The following is a 16,249-nucleotide window of genomic DNA, read 5'->3' on the forward strand; positions in this document are numbered from 1 at the left end:
CGGCCGCCGCCCCGCCACGGGGGTGCGGGGCGAACGCCGGAGGGGGCGGCGGGCCGACCGGGCCCGCCGCCCCCTCCGGGCGTGCTGTGCGCGCGTACTACTTGATGACGGTGATCCGGTTCGCCGCCGGCGGGGCGATCGGCGCGGTCGCCGAGGAGTTCTTCGTCAGGTAGGCGTTGAAGCAGTCCAGGTCGGACGCACCGACCAGCTTGTTCTTGTGCTCCTTCAGTACGGTGAAGCCGTCACCGCCGCCCGCGAGGAACTCGTTCATCGCGACCCGGTAGGTCCCGGCGGGGTCGATCGCGACACCGTTGAGCTTCACCGAGTCCACGACGACGCGGTCCGCGCCCGCCTTCGTCATGTCGAGGGTGTAGGTGAAGCCCTTCGACACCTGCAGGATCTTCGGGCTCGCGCCGTTGACCGGCCCGGTGACCTGCTGCTGCAGCGCGGTGATCAGCTGCGCGCCGGTCAGGTCCACGACGTTCATCATGTTGGTGAACGGCTGGACCGTGAAGGACTCGCCGTACGTCACCACGCCGTCGCCCTCGGCCCCCGAGGCCTTGTAGGCCAGGTCCGAGCGGATGCCGCCCGGGTTCATCAGGGCCAGCTGCGCGCCGCCCTTGTCCGCGGGGGCGAGCGCCTCCAGCTGCGCGTCGGCGATCAGGTCACCGAGCGGCTTCTCGTACTCCGCCGAGCCGCGGCCCGGGATGTCCGCCGAGATGAAGCCCTGCGGGCGGTTGGCGATCGGGGCCGCCAGGGCGTTCCAGCGCTGGATCAGCTCGGTCATCTCCGGGGCCTTGGGCTGCTCCCGGCCCACGACCTTGTTGACCGGCTTGGGCGAGGCGATCGGCGTACGGACGATGTCCTTGGTCTGCCGGTCGTAGGTGAGCGTGGTGTCCGTGTACAGGCGGCCGATGGAGGCCGCCGAGGTCACCGCGCGCGGGTTGCCCGCAGGGTCGGGGATGTTGCAGGCGTAGGCCTGGTGCGTGTGGCCCGTGACCAGGGCGTCGACCTTCGCGTCGACGTTCTTGGCGATGTCCACGATCGCGCCCGAGATGCCGGCGCCGGCGCCCGGGACGTCGCAGTCGTAGTTGTAGGCGCCGCTCGCGGGCAGACCGCCCTCGTGGATCAGGGCGACGATCGACTTCACGCCCTGCTTGTTCAGCTCGGCGGCGTACTTGTTGATCGTCTCGATCTCGTCGCCGAACTTGAGGCCCTTGACGCCCTCGGCGGTCACGATGTCCGGAGTGCCCTCCAGGGTGACGCCGATGAAGCCGATCTTCACGTCGCCCTTCTTCCACACGTAGGTGGGCGACATCAGGGGGCGCTTGGTCTTCTCGTCGGTGACGTTCGCGGCGAGGTACTGGAAGGTGGAGCCCGTGAACTCCTTGCCGAACTCGTAGCAGCCCTCGACCGGGTGGCAGCCGCCGTACGCCATGCGGCGCAGCTCGGCCTTGCCCTCGTCGAACTCGTGGTTGCCGACGCTGGAGACGTTCAGACCCAGCTTGTTCAGCGCCTCGATGGTCGGCTCGTCGTGGAAGAGCCCGGACAGCATCGGGCTGCCGCCGATCATGTCGCCGGCCGCGGCGGTGACGGAGTACTCGTGGCCCTTGCGGGCCTCGCGCAGGGCGGTCGCGAGGTACTCGACCCCGCCCGCGGGTATGGCCTTCGTGGTGCCGTCGGCCTGACGTTCGGTCACGGTGCCGGAGGAGCCCTGCGGGGGCTCCAGGGTGCCGTGGAAGTCGTTGAACGACAGCATCTGGACGTCGACGGTCCGGCTCTTGGCCGCACCGCCACCACTCGCGGCACCGGCCGGCAGTGCGGCCGCGACCATCGCGCCGGCCCCGGCCGTGGCGGCGAGGGCGGCGAAGGTCAACCGGCGGTTTCGACGGTGCCGTTGTGGCGTCGCTGACATGTGGTCCCCTTTGTGGACAGCGGTACTGCTCGGGAGGTCGCCGAAGCCTAAGGTCAACGCGCGTAGCTCTACCAGGGGGTAACGGGTATCGCGTTGGTTACACGCGGAAGAAGGACCGACCACGCGCCCGCGCTCCGCTCGGCGGCCGCGACGGTCGTAGGCTCGTTCCATGACTGACGCAAGCGCGGCCCTGGAGCCGGGACGGCAGATTCAGACCCTCGACGAGCTGACGGGGGAACAGGCCGACGCGGTCCTCGACCTGATCGAGGACGCGGCGCGTACCGACGGCACCACCGCCGTGTCCGAACAGGGCAGGCTCCAGCTGCGCGGCGGGCCGCGCCCGGGGGTCCGGCACTTCCTGCTCACCGACGGCGGCCGGCTCGCCGCGTACGGGCAACTGGAGGACACCGACCCGGTGGAGGCCCCGGCCGCCGAACTCGTCGTCGACCCCGCCCTGCGCGGCCGCGGCCACGGCCGCGCCATGGGCATGGCCCTGCTGGCAGCCTCCGGCAAGCGGCTGCGGGTGTGGGCCCACGGCGGGAAGTCCGCCGCCCGGCACCTCGCCCAGGTGCTCGGCCTGACCCTCTTCCGCGAGCTGCGCCAGCTGCGCCGGCCGCTGGCCGAGGGTGCCCCGCTGCCGGACCCGGTGCTCCCGCCCGGCGTGACCGTACGGACCTTCCAGCCCGGCACCGACGACGCGGCGTGGCTCGCGGCGAACGCGGCCGCCTTCGCCCACCACCCCGAGCAGGGCTCGCTCACCCAGCGGGACCTCGACGACCGGATCGCACAGCCCTGGTTCGACCCCAAGGGCTTCTTCCTCGCCGAGCGCGACGGCGAGCTCGTCGGCTTCCACTGGACGAAGGTCCACGCGGCGGAGCAGCTCGGCGAGGTCTACGTGGTCGGCGTCCTCCCGAACGCCCAGGGCGGCGGCCTCGGCAAGGCCCTCACCGCGCTCGGCCTCCAGCACCTGGCGGCCCAGGGCCTGCCGACGGCCATGCTCTACGTCGACGCCGACAACCCCGCGGCCCTCGCCGTCTACGAGGGCCTCGGCTTCGCCACCCACGAGGTCGACCTGATGTACCGCACGGAGAGCTGACGTTTCCGGCCCCGCCGCCCCATCCGGCCCCGCCGCCTCTACCCGCCTCACCGGCGTTCGAGGCGCGGGGGCCCGGGGGCGGCGCCCCCGGCAACGGCGCCCCACCGGCACGCACGACGCCCGACCGGCACCGCACCCGCGCCCCCGGGTAGGACTCGTGCACCAGCCGGACCCGGGAAGCCATGCGCCATTAACCGGGCATTCAGAAGCGCTTGCGACTCTCCCCCAATGCAGCCCCGACTCCGACCGACGGCCGACACGTCCGACGCGCCTGTCCTGCCGCTTGCGCGGAAGAATGGAGTCATGAGCCACAAGCCCAGCGCCGGCCCCACCGAGGTCCCCGCCCAGCACCCGTCCCACACGTCCGCGTCCGCCCCCGAGAAGGCCGGCAGGACCAGCGGCAGGTCCGCCGCCAAGGACACCGGCAAGGACACCGGCAAAGCCGCCGGCCAGGGCAACGACAGCGATCGGCCCGCCGCCCAGGCGCCCGCCGCCGGGGCCCACGCCCGCATAGGCTCCATCGCCGCGTACCGCCCGCACGTCGACTTCGACCCCGACCTCGACGCCGACCTGGACGCCTACGACGACAAGGACACCGGCGAGCTGCCCCCGGACCGCTTCCTGGACCGGGAGCGCAGCTGGCTCGCCTTCAACGAGCGGGTGCTGGAGCTCGCCGAGGACCCGACGACCCCGCTGCTGGAGCGCGCCAACTTCCTGGCGATCTTCGCGAGCAACCTCGACGAGTTCTTCATGGTCCGCGTCGCCGGCCTCAAGCGCCGCATCGCGACCGGCGTCGCCACCCGTTCGGCCTCGGGCCTGCAGCCCCGCGAGGTGCTGGACCTCATCTGGACGCGCTCGCGCGAGCTCATGGCCCGCCACGCCGCCTGCTTCCAGCAGGACATCTGCCCGGCCCTGGCCGAGGAGGGCGTCCACCTGATCCGCTGGCCCGACCTCACCGAGAAGGAGCAGGCCCGCCTCTTCACGCTGTTCCGCAACCAGATCTTCCCGGTGCTGACCCCGCTCGCCGTGGACCCCGCGCACCCCTTCCCGTACATCTCCGGCCTCTCCCTCAACCTGGCCGTCGTCGTGCGCAACCCCGTCAGCGGCCACCGCCACTTCGCCCGGGTCAAGGTCCCGCCGATCCTCTCCCGCTTCCTGGAGGCCTCACCGCAGCGCTACGTCCCGCTGGAGGACGTCATCGCCGCGCACCTGGAGGAGCTGTTCCCCGGCATGGAGGTGCTCGCGCACCACATGTTCCGCGTGACCCGCAACGAGGACCTGGAGGTGGAGGAGGACGACGCCGAGAACCTGCTCCAGGCCCTGGAGAAGGAGCTCATGCGGCGCCGCTTCGGCCCGCCCGTGCGCCTGGAGGTCGAGGAGTCCATCGACCCCGGCGTCCTGGACCTCCTCGTGCAGGAACTGAACGTCAACGCCTCCGAGGTCTACCCGCTGCCCGGACCCCTCGACCTGACCGCCCTCTTCGGGATCGCCTCCCTGGACCGGCCCGAGCTCAAGTACCCCAAGTTCGTCGCCGGCACCCACCGGGACCTCGCCGAGGTCGAGTCCGCGCACGCACCCGACATCTTCGCCGCCCTGCGCGAGCGCGACGTCCTGCTGCACCACCCGTACGACTCCTTCTCCACCTCGGTGCAGGCCTTCCTGGAGCAGGCCGCCGCCGACCCGGACGTCCTCGCCATCAAGCAGACGCTCTACCGCACCTCCGGCGACTCCCCGATCGTGGACGCCCTGATCGACGCCGCCGAATCCGGCAAGCAGGTCCTCGTACTCGTCGAGATCAAGGCCCGCTTCGACGAGCAGGCCAACATCAAGTGGGCGCGCAAGCTGGAAGAGGCCGGCTGCCACGTCGTCTACGGCCTCGTCGGCCTCAAGACGCACTGCAAGCTGTCGCTCGTCGTCCGCCAGGAGGGCGACCAGCTGCGCCGCTACGCCCACGTCGGCACCGGCAACTACCACCCCAAGACCGCCCGGCTCTACGAGGACCTCGGCCTGCTCACCGCCGACCCGCAGGTCGGCGCGGACCTGTCCGACCTGTTCAACCGGCTCTCCGGCTACTCGCGCCGCGAGACCTACCGCCGCCTGATGGTCGCGCCCCGCTCGCTGCGCGACGGGCTGATCGCGCGGATCGACAAGGAGGCCGCACACCACCGGGCCGGCCGCCCCGCGTACGTGCGCCTGAAGATGAACTCGATCGTCGACGAGGCCCTCATCGACTCGCTGTACCGGGCCTCCCGGGCGGGAGTGCCGGTCGACATCTGGGTGCGCGGCATCTGCGCCGTCCGCCCCGGCGTCCCCGGCCTCTCCGACAACATCCGGGTCCGCTCGGTCCTCGGCCGCTTCCTCGAACACTCCCGGGTCTTCGCCTTCGGCAACGGCGGCGAACCCGAGGTGTGGATCGGCAGCGCCGACATGATGCACCGCAACCTCGACCGCCGCATCGAGGCACTGGTCAGGGTCGCCGACCCGGCCCACCGCGCGGCACTGGACCGGATGCTGGAGACCGGCATGTCCGACGCCACCTCCTCCTGGCACCTCGGCCCGGACGGCGAATGGACCCGGCACAGCACGGACGCGGACGGCCAGCCGCTGCGGCACGTACAGGAGACGCTCATAGACGCCCGGAGGCGCCGGCGTGGCTCAGCCAAACCATGACCCGACGGCGGAGGCGGGGGACGTGCTCGGCACGTACCTGCGCTCCCAGGCCACGGCCTTCCTGCGGGCCCTGCGCCGCTACAGCCCCGGCGCGGGGAGCGGGGCCGGCGCCGCCGAGAGCGCCGACGCGGCGCGCAGCCTGCGCGGGGCCGCGCGCCGTATCAGCGGATCACTGGCCACGTTCCGGGTGGTGACCGAGTCGTCCTGGGCCGACGGGCTGCGCACCGAGCTGGTCTGGCTGTCCTCGACCCTGGCCGACGAGCACGCGTACGCCGCCCGGCTGACCCGGCTCATGGACGCCCTGCACCGGCTGTCCGGGTCCCCCGAGCTGCCCGCGCAGCGCGGCTCGGCCGGCGCGCTGACGGTGGGCTCGGCGCGCGCCGGCGCACTGCTGGAGCGCCAGCTGACCCTCGCCCGTACCCGGGCCCACTCGGCCACCCTGCAGGCCCTCGGCTCGGCGCGCTTCCACGCGGTGGCGGACGCGGTGGCGGTGCTGGCCTCCGACGTCCCCCTCGACCCCGTCGCGGCCCGCGGCCGGTTGGGCGAGGTCCTCAGACCCCTCGCGGGCGTGGCCGAAACCCGACTGTCCGCCGCGGTCTCGGCGCTCCCGCCGATCGGCGCGAGCGAGGCGGCGCCGAGCCCCTACTGCGCGGACCACGACGGCCTCTGGCACGAGGTGCGCCGCCTCCTGCGGGTCCACCGCTACGCGCGGGAGGTGCTCGGTGAGGACGTGACCCGCCCGACGGCCGCGGGCGAGGCGCTGGACCGCCACCGCGACGCCGCCGAGGCCGCGGCCGCCTCGGCCACGGCCGCCCGCACCCCGCGCATCGCCCCGACCACGGCCTACGCCCTCGGCGTCCTGCACGCCGACCAGCGCCACGAGGTGGAGGCGGCACGCGCCGACTTCCACCAGCTGTGGCTCCCGGAGCCCGCGACCGCACCGCGGTAACGGCGCAATAACGGATGATGGCAAGTGAGTGCCGACCGTTCCCGAACGCACCGGGTCGTCCGCCACGGTTCACCGTCCGTTCACTCGGGCCGGTCGGCCGCTTCACCTGTTCAGCCTAATTTCGGTCGTGCACGGATACGGCGGCCCACGGACGGAGCAGTCGGCCCGCGCGACACACGCAGTTCTCCTCTTCGCACGCCGCCCGGTACGAACGGAAAGCGGCCGGCGGCTTCTGGAAGGAACACCCGAAAGTGAAGCTTCAGCGCAAGAACATGCTTCGTGCCTCCGCCCTCGGTGCGCTTGTCGTGTCCGGCGCCCTGGTCCTCACGGCGTGCGGCTCGGACGACAACACCAAGACCGGTGACGGCGCCACCAAGGCCGCCGCTCCGGCCGGCGACATCAAGTGCGACGGCGCCAAGGGCAAGCTGCTCGCCTCCGGCTCCTCCGCGCAGAAGAACGCGGTCGACCTGTGGGTGAAGAACTACATGGCCGCCTGCTCCGGCGTCGAGGTGAACTACAAGTCCTCCTCCTCCGGCGAGGGCATCGTCGCCTTCAACCAGGGCACCGTCGGCTTCGCCGGCTCCGACTCGGCGCTGAAGCCGGAGCAGGTCGAGGAGTCGAAGAAGATCTGCACCGGTGGCCAGGGCATCGACCTGCCCATGGTCGGCGGCCCGATCGCCCTCGGCTTCAACATCGCGGGCGTCGACAAGCTGAACCTCGACGCGCCCACGATCGCCAACATCTTCAACGACAAGATCAAGAAGTGGGACGACGAGGCGATCAAGAAGCTGAACCCCGGCGTCACGCTCCCCTCCACCGCGATCCAGCACTTCCACCGCTCCGAGGACTCGGGCACCACCGAGAACCTCGGCAAGTACCTCAAGGCCACCGCCGGTGACGCGTGGCCGTACGAGGCCGCGAAGAAGTGGCCGGCCCCCGGCGGCCTCGGCGCCTCCGGCTCCTCCGGTGTCGCGACCCAGGTCAAGCAGGTCGACGGTGCCATCGGCTACTTCGAGCTCTCCTACGCCAGCGCCCAGAACATCAAGACGGTCGACCTGAACACGGGCGCCGCCGCCCCGGTCAAGGCCACCGGCGAGAACGCCTCCAAGGCCATCGCCGCCGCCAAGATCGCCGGCACCGGCTCGGACCTCGCCCTCAAGCTCGACTACACCACCAAGGCCGAGGGCGCGTACCCGATCGTCCTGGTCACGTACGAGGTCGTCTGCGACAAGGGCAACAAGGCGGAGACCCTGCCGACCGTCAAGTCCTTCCTGAACTACACCGCGTCCGACGCGGGCCAGAAGATCCTCCTGGAGAACGGCTACGCGCCGATCCCGGCCGAGATCAACGCCAAGGTCCGCGAGGTCATCAACTCGCTGAGCTAGTCACGCCCTCCGCGGCCCGGTCCGCCCCCTCCCCCCGTCCGGGGGGAGGGCGGGCCGGTCCCGGAGGCCCTCCCCCTCCACCCGGGGGAATCCGGTGCACCGCCGCCAGGGGGCCTGCCCCCACACAGACCGGAAAGACCATGGCTTTCACCACACCCACGCAGATCGATACGGCTCCGCCCGTCTCCCCGAGCACGACGTCGTCCACCGGCCGCGCCGGCGACAAGATCTTCGCCGGGCTCTCCAAGGGCTCCGGCATCCTGCTCCTGGTGATCATGGCGTCGATCGCCGTCTTCCTCACCTACCGCGCCTCGATCGCCCTGTCGAAGAACGAGGGGAACTTCCTCACCACCTTCGACTGGAACGCGTCGGCCGACCCGCCCGTCTTCGGCATCGCCGTCCTGCTCTTCGGCACCATCGTCAGCTCGATCATCGCGATGGTCATCGCGGTCCCGATCGCCGTCGGCATCGCCCTGTTCATCTCGCACTACGCGCCGCGCAGGCTGGCCGCCCCCATCGCGTACGTGGTCGACCTGCTGGCCGCCGTGCCGTCGATCATCTACGGCATCTGGGGCGCCCTCTTCCTCGTGCCGCAGCTGGCCGGCCTGAACCTCTGGCTCGACGAGTACCTGGGCTGGACCTACGTCTTCGACAAGACCCAGGTCGGCGTCGCCCGCTCGCTGTTCACCGTCGGCATCCTGCTGGCCATCATGATCCTGCCGATCGTGACCAGCGTCAGCCGCGAGGTCTTCCTGCAGGTCCCGCGCATGAACGAGGAGGCCGCCCTGGCCCTCGGCGCGACCCGCTGGGAAGTCATCCGGATGTCCGTGCTGCCCTTCGGCCGCTCCGGCGTCATCTCCGCCTCGATGCTGGGCCTCGGCCGCGCGCTCGGCGAGACCATGGCCGTCGCGACCGTCCTGTCGCCGAGCTTCCTGATCTCCGGCCACCTCCTCGACCCGGGCGGCGGCACGTTCGCGCAGAACATCGCCGCCAAGTTCGACGAGGCCAACGAATTCGGCCGGGACGCGCTGATCGCCTCCGGTCTGGTCCTCTTCCTGCTCACCCTGCTGGTCAACGGTGCAGCTCGCCTGATCATCGCTCGCCGCAAGGACTTCTCGGGGGCGAACGCCTGATGAGCCACGCACTCCAGGACCACCGGCCCTCCAAGGCCCCCCGGTCCGCCGCACCCTCCAGCCTCACCCGAGGCGGCCTGCCCCGCTGGGCCCCGGCCGCCGTCGCGGTCCTCTCGATCGCCCTCGGCAGCGGCATCGGCCTCGTCTTCGACCTGCACAGCAAGGTCCAGTGGGGCCTGATCGCGGCCCTGCTGTTCGTCGCGATCACCTACACCGTCAGCACGGTCGTCGAGAACAGCCGCCAGGCCAAGGACCGCATCGCGACCTCCGTCGTCTGGGTCTGCTTCGTCCTCGCCGTCATCCCGCTGCTCTCGCTGATCTGGACCACGATCAGCCGCGGCGTGAAGGTCCTCACCGGTGACTTCCTGACCCACTCGATGAACGGCGTCACCAGCTTCGAGGAGGGCGGCGGCGTCTACCACGCCCTGCTCGGCACCATCGAGCAGATCGCCCTGGCCACCCTCATCGCCGCCCCGATCGGCCTGCTGACCGCCGTCTACCTGGTCGAGTACGGCAAGGGCACCCTCGCCAAGGCCGTGACCTTCTTCGTCGACGTCATGACCGGCATCCCGTCCATCGTCGCCGGCCTGTTCATCCTGACGACCTGGAACCTGGCACTCGGCTTCGGCCCCTCCGGCTTCGCCGGCGCGATGGCCCTGTCGATCCTGATGATGCCCGTCGTGGTCCGCTCCACCGAGGAGATGCTCAAGCTCGTCCCGAACGAGCTGCGCGAGGCCGCCCTGGCCCTCGGTGTCCCGAAGTGGCGCGTGATCATCAAGGTCGTCCTCCCCACCGCCATCGGCGGCATCGCCACCGGCCTGATGCTGGCCGTCGCCCGCATCGCCGGCGAGACCGCCCCGATCATGCTGCTGGTCTTCGGCACGCAGCTGATCAACGGCAACCCCTTCGAAGGCGCCCAGTCCTCGCTCCCGCTCTACATTTGGGAGCAGTACAAGGTCGGCAGTGACGCCTCCTACGACCGGGCATGGGCCGCAGCGCTGGTCCTGATCGCCTTCGTCATGATCCTCAATCTGGTGGCCCGCGGCATCGCCCGCTGGAAGGCCCCGAAGACCGGTCGCTGACGCGACTGTATGAAAGCGAAGTGACCCCCATGGCGAAGCGAATCGACGTCAGCGGACTGTCCGCCTTCTACGGCAGCCACAAGGCCATCGACGACATCTCGATGACCGTCGAGCCCCGCTCGGTGACGGCCTTCATCGGCCCCTCCGGCTGCGGCAAGTCCACCTTCCTGCGCACCCTCAACCGCATGCACGAGGTCACCCCCGGCGGCCGCGTCGAGGGCAAGGTCATGCTGGACGACGAGAACCTCTACGGTGCCGGCGTGGACCCCGTCGCGGTCCGCCGCACGGTCGGCATGGTCTTCCAGCGCCCGAACCCCTTCCCCACCATGTCGATCTTCGACAACGTGGCGGCGGGCCTGCGGCTGAACGGCAACTTCAAGAAGTCCGAGCTCGGCGACATCGTCGAACGCTCCCTGCAGGGTGCCAACCTCTGGAACGAGGTCAAGGACCGCCTGGGCAAGCCCGGCTCCGGCCTCTCCGGCGGCCAGCAGCAGCGTCTGTGCATCGCCCGCGCCATCGCGGTCGAGCCCCAGGTCCTGCTGATGGACGAGCCCTGCTCGGCCCTGGACCCGATCTCCACCCTGGCGATCGAGGACCTGATCGGCGAGCTCAAGGAGCGCTTCACGATCGTCATCGTGACGCACAACATGCAGCAGGCCGCCCGCGTCTCGGACCGCACCGCCTTCTTCAACCTCTCGGCGGTCGGCCAGCCCGGCAAGCTCATCGAGATCGACGACACGGACCGGATCTTCTCGAACCCGTCCGTGCAGGCGACCGAGGACTACATCTCGGGCCGCTTCGGCTAGGACGAGATGTGCGAGACGTCCGGCGGTGCTGCATGGCGGTGCCACCGCGGGACGGAAGAAAGAAAGAGGGCCGGCTCCCCCTGGGTGGGGGGAGCCGGCCCGCTTTCGTGTCCGGTCCGTACGGGGACTAGCCGAACGCCAGGTTCACGATCCAGAAGCTGATCGCGGCGACCAGTGCCGCGGCGGGCATGGTGATGAACCAGCCCAGGATGATGTTCTTCGCGACGCCCCAGCGCACCGCGTTGACACGCTTCGTCGCTCCCACGCCCATGATCGCCGAGGTGATCACGTGGGTGGTGGAGATCGGCGCGTGGAAGAGGTACGCCGAGCCGAACATGATGGAGGCGCCGGTGGTCTCCGCCGCGAAGCCCTGCGGCGGGTCCAGCTCGATGATCTTGCGGCCGAGGGTGCGCATGATGCGCCAGCCGCCCGCGTACGTGCCCAGCGACAGCATCACGGCGCAGGCGACCTTGACCCAGACCGGGATCGGGTCGTCGGCGGTCTGGACGTCGGCGATGACGAGCGCCATCACGACGATGCCCATCGTCTTCTGCGCGTCCTGCAGGCCGTGGCCGAGGGCCATGGCCGCCGCCGAGACGGTCTGCGCGATACGGAAGCCGTGCTTGGCCTTGTGCGGGTTGGCGCGGCGGAACATCCACAGGATGGCCACCATCACCAGGAAGCCGGCGACGAGGCCGACGATCGGCGAGGCGAACATCGGGATGACGACCTTGTCGACCACGCCCGACCAGATCACCTCCGTACCGCCGGCGAGGGCCGCGCCGACCATGCCGCCGAAGAGCGCGTGCGAGGAGGACGACGGCAGGCCGAAGTACCAGGTGATCAGGTTCCAGACGATCGCACCGACCAGCGCCGCGAAGAGGATCCACATGCCCGTGGAGCCGGTGGGCGTCTCGATCAGGCCGCTGCTGACCGTCTTGGCGACGCCGCTGCCCAGGAAGGCGCCGGCGAGGTTCATCACGGCCGCCATCGCGAGCGCCGCCCGCGGGGTCAGGGCCCGCGTCGAGACGGAGGTCGCGATCGCGTTCGCGGAGTCGTGAAAACCGTTCGTGTACGTGAAACCGAGCGCGACGCCGATGGTCACGACCAGAGCGAAGGTGTCCACGAGGTTCAGGACTCCTTGACCGCGATGGTCTCCACCGTGTTCGCGACGTGCTCGAACGCGTCGGCCGCCTCTTCGAGCACGTCGACGATCTGCTTGAGCTTCAGCACCTCGATGGCGTCGTACTTGCCGTTGAACAGGTGCGCGAGCAGCTTGCGGTGGATCTGGTCGGCCTGGTTCTCCAGGCGGTTGACCTCGATCCAGTACTCGGTGAGGTTGTCCATCGTCCGCAGGTGCGGCATCGCCTCGGCGGTCAGCTCCGCCGCCCGCGCCAGCACCTCGATCTGCTGCTCGACGCCCTTGGGCAGTTCTTCGACGTTGTAGAGGACGACCAGGTCGACGGCCTCCTCCATGAAGTCCATGATGTCGTCGAGCGACGACGCCAGGGAGTAGATGTCCTCGCGGTCGAACGGCGTGATGAAGGAGGAGTTCAGCTGGTGGAAGATCGCGTGGGTCGCGTCGTCCCCCGCGTGCTCCGCCGCCCGCATCCGTTCCGCGATCTCGGCCCGGGCGGAGGAATCCGCTCCGAGCAGTTCCATCAGGAGCTTGGAGCCCGTGACGATGTTGTCCGCGGATGCGGCGAACATGTCGTAGAAGCTCGTCTCCCTGGGGGTCAGACGAAATCGCACGTGAGGTCCTCGGGGTGCATTGGATTCGGTCAGGCTGATGCTAGGCGCATCCCCCGGTCACGGCTAACCGGCGGTTCCCCAGTGTCCTCCATCAGGCAGAGTGAGGAACACGGGCCCCCGGCCCCTCGGGGACGAGCCCGTTACCCTATACCCATGAGGGGTATACATCACCCCTCGTTCGTTCGACCACGGGAGGACGTATGACGACCATCGAGGCGGAGGGCGCCGGCGCCGCACCCGGCACGGCGGCCACCCCCGGCGCCTCCCCCGACGGCGGGGCCGTGCACGGCTACCACCACCAGAAGGACGAGCACCTCAAGCGGCTGCGCCGGATCGAGGGCCAGATCCGCGGCCTCCAGCGACTCGTCGACGAGGACGTCTACTGCATCGACATACTCACCCAGGTCTCGGCGAGCACGAAGGCGCTCCAGTCCTTCGCGCTCCAGCTGCTGGAGGAGCACCTGCGCCACTGCGTCGCCGACGCGGCCGTCAAGGGCGGCACCGAGATCGACGCCAAGGTCGAAGAGGCCACCAAGGCCATCGCGCGGCTCCTGCGCACCTGAGCCGCTCCCGGCCCCGCCCGCCGGCGGTGGGCGGGAGCCACCGCACTGCCGGGCCAGGGGGGGCGATGGGCCCCGGCCGTCGACCACGGCCTGCCGGACGCGGCCTGTCGGGCGCCGGGCTACCGGGCTACCTGCCCAGCAGGACCTCGTCGATGCGGTCCAGGCTCAACCGGTCCTCGGCGGCCGCGGACGCGGCGATGATCAGCTCACCGCACAGTTCGATCTCGGCGAGCGCCACGTGGTCCTGCACCGTCGTACCGCCTGCGGGAGTCACGCCTGTCACCTCAATCTGCCACCGGCCACCGGCCGTCATCGGTCATGCCGCATCACGTGCCGGCGCCCGGCTTCTCAGCGTAGGGAGGACGCCGCTCCCGCCGCATGACACGGATGGACCATTTCCGGATACCCGGCCATGGCCCGATCGCGCCGCTCCCGGCCCGCCCGCCCCACTAGTCGGCGATCTTTCCGGCGTAAATGTCCCCGCTCGCGGGCAATACGACGGTCACCGGCGTCCCGAACCCGTACAGCAGCGTGGTCGACGACACATCGATCACGCCATGGTTGACGTAGGTGAAGCGGTGCCTGACCTTCCGCAGGCGTCCCTCCTCGTCCAGGTAGGCGTCGAAGGGCACCGTGTCCTTGCTGAACCCTTTCGCCGCGGCCGCCAGTGCCCCGCGCAGCTCCGCCGGCGCGCTCTGCGCGGCCCGCGCGATGTCGGTGGTCCCCCGGTAGTGCCGCACCTTGGCGCCGGCCACCTCGGTCTCCCCGACGAACACCACCTCCTGCGCGACCCGCAGCAGCTCCGCCGCGATCAGCGGATCGGTCGCGCCACCGGTGACCAGGTTCCCGTCGGCGAGGGTCGTCGTGTCGACGCGCACCCACTTGTCGGCCGGTACGCCCGCGCCGCGGTTCTTCATGTAGAGCGCGCCGGGCACGAGGAGCTCGGTGATGGGCCGGTGCTCGTCCTCGCCCTTCACATCGGCCGGGAGCAGCACCAGGAGCTGCCCCATCCGCTTCTTGAAGTCGACGCCGCCCTCGCCGCGGATGGTGACCCGGGTGCCGCCGGTGGCCATCTCCATGGCCGTCCGGGCCCGGGCGCTGCCCGTGCGCGCCAGTGCGTCCGCTGCGCCGCGGACCACCACCGCTGCCTCCGCCGGGGACCGGCCGTCGCTCGCGTCCGCGCCGCCGGCGCACCCGCTCGCCGCCGTGACCGCCAGGGTGACTCCGGCGGCGAGCACCACCTCAGCCGCACGTCCGTGCAGCCGCCTGTGCCGGTGATCCACCATCGCCTGCCAACCCCCAACGCGTGGCCGCTGTTTGCCCGAGGTCCCCACCCGCTCCGGTTAACGAGGCCCGGGGTTTCCCGTCACGGGGGCGCGGCGTGCCCGCCCGCCGCCGGCCCCGGTACCGTGGAGAAGTGGAACCGCACCCCGACGCGACCCCGGCCCCCGCGCTCGACGCCGTACCGCTTCCGCGGCCGCCGCAGTCGCCGCCCCGGTCGCCGACCGCCCACCCCACGTCCACCGCCGAACGCGGTTCGTTCTGCCTGGCCGTCTGCGCCTGCGGCTGGAAGGGCCCGGCCCGCCGCTCCCGCGACCTGGCCCGCCAGGACGCCGCCGGGCACGAGAGCGCGGCCGGCGCCTGAGCCGGGCCAGGACGGGCGTCTCGCCCGTTCGGACGGCCCGGCTGGCCGGGGCGCTGCGCAGCGGATCCCCTTGCCTCATGCCAGGTTCCGCACGGCTCGCGGCCCTCCTCTGGGCCCTGCTCATCGCGTTCGCCCCGGCCGCAGCGGCCTGGGCCAGGCCCGTGGGCTCGGCGGACGGCCCGGCCGACGTGGCCCTGGCCATCGGGCTCACCGCCGCGGCAGCCCTGGCGACCGGCCTGTGGCTGCGCTCCCGCTACCGCCGCAAGCCCGACACCGACGCGGGCGACAAGTGACGCCCCGGTCCCGTCCCCGGGCGGTCGTGGTGTGCTTCGGGGTGGCCGCACTGTGCCTGCTGACGGCCGCGCTGCTCGCCGCGTGGGACGCGTACGGGACGGGCTGAGCCGCTGCGCGGAGCCGGACCGTCAGGCGGCGAGGTCGTTGTCCTGCGTACGCCGGCCCGCCGGCGGGGTCTGCGGCTGCGCGAGCCCGACGGGCAGCGGCCGCGTGGCGCCTCCGGCCCGTACGAGCCCGCCCAGGCGCGGGGAGGCGGCGACCGCCCGGACCAGCGGGTTCAGCAGGGCCAGCGCGAGCGGCGCGAGGACGAGGACCACGGCCGTGCCGAGGGCGAGGCCGCCGATCACGTCGGTCGGGTAGTGGACGCCCATGTAGACGCGGGAGAGCCCTTCGAGCAGGGCCAGCCCGATCCCCGCGACGCCGAGCCTGCGGTGGGCGACGAACAGGCCCACGCCCAGGGCCATCGCGACGGTGGTGTGCCCGCTGACGAAGGAGTACTCGGCGTTCCCCAGTCCCGCACCCCATCCGGGGTCGAGGACCTGGAGTCCCTCGTGCTGGTGGAACGGCCGCTGCCGGCCGACGAATGCGCGCAGCGGTACGTTGACGAGCAGGGCCAGTCCGGCGGCGAAGGGGGCCCACACCAGGGCGGTGACGGACTCGACGGCGGTGTTCTCGTCCTGCCGGCGGGCACCGCGCCAGCACCACAGGACCAGGAGCACCAGGGCGAGGAGGATCCCGTACTCACCGGCCAGGCTCACGGCGGTGTCCAGCCATGCCGGGGCGCGCCGGGCCGCTCCGTTGACCTCGTACAGCAGGCTGACATCCACGTTCGGCCCACCGGTTGTGAGTCCAGCCATGGTGACGCGGCCCCTTGCTCTTGCCGTGGTTCCCCTGCGGGCGCACCCGGGTGTGCGCCCCTTCGGCACCCACTTGATCAACCCCCGCGTTCATGGAACGCC

The 16,249-nt window shown here is 71.2% G+C and carries 16 protein-coding genes; 10 read left to right on the forward strand and 6 right to left on the reverse strand.

The window, feature by feature from the left end:
* Positions 1-97 precede the first annotated feature (97 nt).
* The gene (locus tag IF89_RS0123080) at positions 98-1,915 is read right to left on the reverse strand and encodes a bifunctional metallophosphatase/5'-nucleotidase (protein WP_030771254.1); all 1,818 of its coding nucleotides are present in this window, start codon (positions 1,913-1,915) and stop codon (positions 98-100) included.
* Between the two features lie 169 nt (positions 1,916-2,084).
* Between IF89_RS0123080 and mshD the strand changes: the two genes are divergently transcribed.
* From mshD to pstB, 7 genes are all read left to right on the forward strand, one after another.
* The gene (mshD, locus tag IF89_RS0123085) at positions 2,085-3,011 is read left to right on the forward strand and encodes a mycothiol synthase (RefSeq protein WP_030771258.1); all 927 of its coding nucleotides are present in this window, start codon (positions 2,085-2,087) and stop codon (positions 3,009-3,011) included.
* A gap of 303 nt (positions 3,012-3,314) precedes the next feature.
* Complete coding sequence (locus IF89_RS0123090) at positions 3,315-5,681, forward strand: RNA degradosome polyphosphate kinase (protein WP_030771260.1); 2,367 nt, start codon at positions 3,315-3,317, stop codon at positions 5,679-5,681.
* The gene (locus tag IF89_RS0123095; protein ID WP_030771262.1) at positions 5,662-6,630 is read left to right on the forward strand and encodes a CHAD domain-containing protein; all 969 of its coding nucleotides are present in this window, start codon (positions 5,662-5,664) and stop codon (positions 6,628-6,630) included. The genes IF89_RS0123090 and IF89_RS0123095 overlap by 20 nt, the downstream gene beginning before the upstream one ends.
* Positions 6,631-6,881: 251 nt before the next feature.
* Positions 6,882-8,015: a phosphate ABC transporter substrate-binding protein PstS gene (pstS, locus tag IF89_RS0123100; RefSeq protein ID WP_030771265.1), complete on the forward strand. Its 1,134-nt coding sequence runs from the start codon at positions 6,882-6,884 to the stop codon at positions 8,013-8,015.
* A 140-nt stretch (positions 8,016-8,155) separates the two neighbouring features.
* The gene (gene pstC, locus IF89_RS0123105; protein ID WP_030771268.1) at positions 8,156-9,148 is read left to right on the forward strand and encodes a phosphate ABC transporter permease subunit PstC; all 993 of its coding nucleotides are present in this window, start codon (positions 8,156-8,158) and stop codon (positions 9,146-9,148) included.
* Positions 9,148-10,230 carry a phosphate ABC transporter permease PstA gene (pstA, locus tag IF89_RS0123110; protein ID WP_030771271.1) on the forward strand — a complete coding sequence of 361 codons (1,083 nt, stop codon included), beginning with the start codon at positions 9,148-9,150 and terminating at the stop codon, positions 10,228-10,230. Before pstC ends, pstA begins: the two co-directional genes overlap by 1 nt.
* A 29-nt stretch (positions 10,231-10,259) precedes the next feature.
* On the forward strand, positions 10,260-11,036 hold the full coding sequence (gene pstB, locus IF89_RS0123115) for a phosphate ABC transporter ATP-binding protein PstB (protein ID WP_030771274.1): 777 nt from the start codon (positions 10,260-10,262) through the stop codon (positions 11,034-11,036).
* 127 nt (positions 11,037-11,163) lie between these two features.
* On the opposite strand, the gene IF89_RS0123120 is transcribed toward pstB, so the two are convergent.
* Complete coding sequence (locus IF89_RS0123120) at positions 11,164-12,162, reverse strand: inorganic phosphate transporter (protein ID WP_030771276.1); 999 nt, start codon at positions 12,160-12,162, stop codon at positions 11,164-11,166.
* Positions 12,163-12,167: 5 nt separating this feature from the next.
* Positions 12,168-12,788 (reverse strand): DUF47 domain-containing protein, encoded by a 621-nt coding sequence (locus IF89_RS0123125; protein WP_028797706.1) that lies wholly within the window; start codon positions 12,786-12,788, stop codon positions 12,168-12,170.
* Between the two features lie 200 nt (positions 12,789-12,988).
* On the opposite strand from IF89_RS0123125, the gene IF89_RS0123130 reads away from it, so the two are divergent.
* On the forward strand, positions 12,989-13,351 hold the full coding sequence (locus tag IF89_RS0123130) for a metal-sensitive transcriptional regulator (protein WP_030771282.1): 363 nt from the start codon (positions 12,989-12,991) through the stop codon (positions 13,349-13,351).
* A gap of 127 nt (positions 13,352-13,478) precedes the next feature.
* Here the strand turns inward: IF89_RS0123130 and IF89_RS40920 are convergent, their stop codons facing one another.
* Positions 13,479-13,664 (reverse strand): hypothetical protein, encoded by a 186-nt coding sequence (locus tag IF89_RS40920; RefSeq protein WP_051807475.1) that lies wholly within the window; start codon positions 13,662-13,664, stop codon positions 13,479-13,481.
* Positions 13,665-13,800: 136 nt separating this feature from the next.
* Entirely contained in the window at positions 13,801-14,637 is an 837-nt protein-coding gene (locus IF89_RS0123140) for a hypothetical protein (RefSeq protein ID WP_030771288.1), read from the reverse strand.
* A gap of 131 nt (positions 14,638-14,768) precedes the next feature.
* Here IF89_RS0123140 and IF89_RS0123145 point away from each other — a divergent pair, with 131 nt between their 5' ends.
* Positions 14,769-14,996 (forward strand): hypothetical protein, encoded by a 228-nt coding sequence (locus IF89_RS0123145; protein WP_043194287.1) that lies wholly within the window; start codon positions 14,769-14,771, stop codon positions 14,994-14,996.
* A gap of 77 nt (positions 14,997-15,073) precedes the next feature.
* Entirely contained in the window at positions 15,074-15,289 is a 216-nt protein-coding gene (locus tag IF89_RS0123150; RefSeq protein ID WP_030771292.1) for a hypothetical protein, read from the forward strand.
* Positions 15,290-15,418: 129 nt separating this feature from the next.
* Here IF89_RS0123150 and IF89_RS0123160 read toward each other — a convergent pair whose 3' ends face one another.
* Entirely contained in the window at positions 15,419-16,147 is a 729-nt protein-coding gene (locus IF89_RS0123160) for a phosphatase PAP2 family protein (protein ID WP_030771294.1), read from the reverse strand.
* Between the last annotated feature and the right edge of the window lie 102 nt (positions 16,148-16,249).

The sequence above is a fragment of the Streptomyces sp. NRRL F-2664 genome (assembly GCF_000719345.1).
Lineage (GTDB): Bacteria > Actinomycetota > Actinomycetes > Streptomycetales > Streptomycetaceae > Streptomyces.

Bases quoted from the DNA above. Each gene is read 5' to 3' on its own strand.
- IF89_RS0123080 (WP_030771254.1), bottom strand. From the start codon at position 1,915: ATGTCAGCGACGCCACAACGGCACCGTCGAAACCGCCGGTTGACCTTC.
- IF89_RS40920 (WP_051807475.1), bottom strand. From the start codon at position 13,664: ATGACGGCCGGTGGCCGGTGGCAGATTGAGGTGACAGGCGTGACTCCC.
- pstA (WP_030771271.1), top strand. From the start codon at position 9,148: ATGAGCCACGCACTCCAGGACCACCGGCCCTCCAAGGCCCCCCGGTCC.
- IF89_RS0123150 (WP_030771292.1), top strand. From the start codon at position 15,074: ATGCCAGGTTCCGCACGGCTCGCGGCCCTCCTCTGGGCCCTGCTCATC.
- mshD (WP_030771258.1), top strand. From the start codon at position 2,085: ATGACTGACGCAAGCGCGGCCCTGGAGCCGGGACGGCAGATTCAGACC.
- IF89_RS0123160 (WP_030771294.1), bottom strand. From the start codon at position 16,147: ATGGCTGGACTCACAACCGGTGGGCCGAACGTGGATGTCAGCCTGCTG.
- IF89_RS0123090 (WP_030771260.1), top strand. From the start codon at position 3,315: ATGAGCCACAAGCCCAGCGCCGGCCCCACCGAGGTCCCCGCCCAGCAC.
- pstB (WP_030771274.1), top strand. From the start codon at position 10,260: ATGGCGAAGCGAATCGACGTCAGCGGACTGTCCGCCTTCTACGGCAGC.
- pstC (WP_030771268.1), top strand. From the start codon at position 8,156: ATGGCTTTCACCACACCCACGCAGATCGATACGGCTCCGCCCGTCTCC.
- IF89_RS0123130 (WP_030771282.1), top strand. From the start codon at position 12,989: ATGACGACCATCGAGGCGGAGGGCGCCGGCGCCGCACCCGGCACGGCG.
- IF89_RS0123140 (WP_030771288.1), bottom strand. From the start codon at position 14,637: ATGGTGGATCACCGGCACAGGCGGCTGCACGGACGTGCGGCTGAGGTG.